This is a genomic window from Collinsella sp. AM29-10AC (assembly GCF_003469085.1).
Classification (GTDB): Bacteria; Actinomycetota; Coriobacteriia; order Coriobacteriales; family Coriobacteriaceae; genus Collinsella.
Genome location: NZ_QSKB01000050.1, coordinates 1 through 4,068 on the forward strand (window position 1 = coordinate 1; position 4,068 = coordinate 4,068).

The following is a 4,068-nucleotide window of genomic DNA, read 5'->3' on the forward strand; positions in this document are numbered from 1 at the left end:
CGACACGTTTCTGCAGGGTGCGGCCTGGCGCGAGAGCCTCGGACGATACGAGCGCTTTGTGTGCGAGCGCAGCAGTGGCCGCGTGCTGTTGCTGGAGCTCGGCGTAGGCGAGATGACCCCCGGCATCATCACGCTCCCGTTCTGGAGCATGACCGCGAAGCTGCCGGATGCGCACCTTTTGAGCGTAAACATCTCGGGCGACTCGGCGCCGCTGCAGCTCGGGAGCAGGGCGGAGGCGATTCTGGCCGATTTGAGCATGCTGCTCTCGGCGGCGCGAACGGGCGACGAGCAGCGCAGTTCATCGCGCCGTGTTTCATGCGTGGACGCTTAAATAAAAATACCCCTGATTCCAAGTGGAAATCGGGGGTATCTCATCGGGTGGCTTTCAAGCAGTTTGCAAAACTGCAGGTCGCAGGCCTTCATTGCTAGTAGGAGAAATGAGTAGTCTCGGGTGGCTTGCCCATGAGTTGGCGAATAAGTTGGAGCTTCGCCATTGGCCCAATCACTTCGCGCGCTCGATAAACTTGTTTAGTAAAAGGCGGATCGGTCACCGATGGACGCACGACGAGAAACACGCACCTCCAGTGGTTCAAGCACGGCGCGCGTGAGGATCTCTGCAAGCAACCACCTGGTACGCTACCGTTGCCAGCGTGGCTTAGCGGACTGGCGAATCCCGCCCCGTGCGCGTCATCATCCAATCAAATGCCCTGGCAAGCAGCAGCACCGCCAATCACACTACGTTCTTACGGTGCCCTCTGCGATAATATTAGCGAATTGTGTTTTCACCTCGCAGCTACGGAGACATTAGATGATTACGCTGGACAATCTTCGCGACGCACTTAGGGCTCTGTGCTACGAGCCGTCGGGCGACGGCACCGTTTATCAGAAATCCTGGGAAGAGACCAGCGCACAAATCACGGTCGATTTTTCCAAGAAACGCATCGGCTACCCGAAAGACCTGGGGTTCAAGGTCAACAAAGACACAACTTGTAACTTCTCCGATAACGAGAACTTCGTCGTACTCGCCTGCGTAACCATGCTCCTCGACAAAGGATATCGCCCCGAATCACTCGAGCTGGAGCGCGAATGGGCCCTTGGGCACGAACAAAAGAGCGGCCGCGCTGATATCTGCATTAATGACGAGAGGGGCGACACACTCGCAATCGTCGAATGCAAGACCCCTGGAACCGAGTTCAAAAACGAATTCAAGAACATGCAGTCAGACGGAGGGCAACTCCTCTCCTATTGGCAACAAGAGCGCGCGACTCGCTGGTTGGTACTCTTTGCATGCGATTTCATCAACAACGAAATTGTGCCAGACCAGGTTTCAATTAACTGCAGCGATGACGAGAACTTCATCGCGCTCGCCAAACGCGATGACACCATTGCGCTCTACCGCGACGCCCATACAGTGGAACAGCTCCATCAAGTTTGGACGGAAACGTACAACCAACAAGTCGAGGGAAACATCCTCTTTGGCGATAGGTCGACGGCATACCACCCGATGGTTCCTCCCCTTCTCAAGAAGGACCTTGTCGACTTCAGGGCCGAAGACAGCATCGTCAACCGCTTCGAGGAAATCCTCCGCCACAACAACGTCTCCGATAAAGAGAACGCCTTCAATCGCCTTATTGCGCTCTTTATCGCGAAGCTCCAAGACGAGCTCTCGAAAATGCCAACCCAGGAGATTGAGTTCCAATACCGCCAAGGACGCGACACCTACGAAACGCTCCAGGACAGACTCCAGAGACTCCACTCAGACGGCATGAGAAAGCTCATGCGGGAAGAGGTCCTGTACGTTCCCAACAACTACGCCGAAAACCTCATAAGCAACTATACGGGCCAGCACCGCAAGAAGCTCATCGAGGAGCTGAACGGCACGCTGCGCAAGCTCAAGTTCTATACCAACAATGACTTTGCGTTCAAAGACGTCCACAACGAGGAACTCTTTCTTCAGAACGGCAAGGTACTCGTAGAGACGGTGCAACTTCTACAGCCGTATCGCATCGTAGGAACTCAAGACATTCAATTCTTGGGCGACCTCTTCGAACAGCTCCTTAATCAGGGCTTTAAGCAAAACGAGGGCCAATTCTTCACACCTGTGCCCATCACCCGTTTTATTTGGAAGTCACTCCCACTCGACAGCATCGTGCAGGACGAGGCTGGTGCCGTACACTATCCACGCGTTATCGATTACGCCTGTGGCGCGGGGCACTTTCTCACAGAAGGATTCGAAGAAATCTCCGACGCCGCATGCCAATATGATCCGACCATAGAGGATGACCTCGGAGACGCCGACTGGGTCAGAGACAATCTCGTCGGCATCGAGAAGGACTATCGACTCGCTCGCGTTTCCAAGGTCTCGTTCTACATGCATGGCGCAGGACAGAGCAACGTGGTCTTCGGCGACGGACTTGAAAATTATCCCGACAAGGGAATCGACAGCCGAACCGACAGGGGACGCTTCGACATTCTTGTCGCCAATCCCCCGTACTCTGTAGCGGCCTTCAAACCGCATCTCAAGCTTCACAACAACGAACTCAAAGTGCTGGAAACCATCAGCGATAGCGGCTCGGAAATCGAGACCCTCTTTGTCGAGCGTGCGGCACAGCTTGTTCGGCCCGGAGGCTACGCCGCCATCGTCCTCCCCACCTCGATCCTCGACAAGAGCACGAGCTCGAGTTTCATGGCCGCACGCGATGTGCTTTTGAGCTCCTTCGAGATCGTCTCCATCGCCAGGTTTGGATCAGGCACATTCGCGGCCACAGGAACAAACGTCGCAATTATGTTCCTACGTCGCTTTGACGAGATCCCGCCCCGCAATGCGAACGCACTTGATTTCGTTGACGCTGTTTTTGAGCGCAGGAAGCTCACTGGCTGGAGAGACGAAAGCGCTTTCAACGCTTATCTCGGCACAATTAATGTAGACGGAGATACTTACCGGGCTTTTCTCGCAGGAGAGGCTAATTGGAACGAATGGGCAAACACTCGCCACTTCAGCGTTTATTGCCATCTTTTCGAATCATCGAAGGAGCTCAAGGCCCTTCGGAAGAGCAAGACTTGGAAGGCGGCCGACAAGAACTCACGGCTCAAAGCAGAGAGCGAGCTGTTCTATCGCCATGCGCACAAGGAAGAGCGCAAACGCCTGCGCGTTTGGGGTCTCGTCTGCGGCGAACAGACGCTCATCATCAACTCACCTAACACGACCAAGGAAATCGCCTCTTTCCTTGGCTACAAATGGAGCAATCGCAAAGGCAACGAGGGGATACAGCCCATCGATGGTGAGGGTGTGCTCTATTCGGACGACGAATCGGACGACACGAACTCGCTAAGCGGCATCATCAGAGCATGGTTCTCCGGCGAGCAGGTTGAGCCCGGCGACCTTGCCCAGTACTACTACTATGCCAAGACCGCCGATTTCATCGACTTTGATGCCGAGAAGTTCGACGAGACTCTTACGATTCCCCGCTCTTTCTACAAGCCCCGCTCGTTCGCCCAGGGCACCGTAGTCAAGACGCTTGGAGACATCACATCCTACATTACCAACAGCGTGGCCCAGAGTTCCATCATCACCGACACTTACGTAACAACGGAGAACATGGTCAAGGACCGTGGCGGCATAACCGCCTATGGCGGAGAGCTTCCGGCAAGTGATGGCACCGCATACAAGAAGGGAGACACGCTCGTCTCCAATATTCGCCCCTATCTGCAGAAGATTTGGCTCGCAGACCGCGATGGGGCGTGCTCCAAGGATGTTTTGGTATTCCGAAGCATAAATACCGACAGCCTATTGCCCGAGTTTCTCCATCTGCTCCTGTGGCAGAAGGACTTCTTCGACTACGATATGTCCACCTTCACGGGAACCGGCAGGCCTCGCGGAGACAAGGATGAGCTGCTCAAATACCCCATCCCAGTCCCGACGCTCTCCGAGCAGAGAGCCCTCATCGACGATTTCAATCGCTTAACAGATGAAATCAATAGCAAACGACAGCAAATCGCCGCTCTCAAGGAGAGCGTCAAATCACGGTTTGTAGAGATATTCGCATCCTTTGATGGCTGTGAAAAACT

1 protein-coding gene and 1 pseudogene are annotated in these 4,068 nt (G+C 54.6%); both read left to right on the forward strand.

Annotation, left to right across the window (positions count from 1 at the left end):
* Positions 1-331: pseudogene (locus DW754_RS11020) on the forward strand (hypothetical protein); the annotation flags it as partial.
* 477 nt (positions 332-808) lie between these two features.
* Positions 809-4,068: N-6 DNA methylase (locus DW754_RS10705; RefSeq protein ID WP_117833506.1), on the forward strand; the 3,260-nt coding region annotated here is incomplete at its 3' end.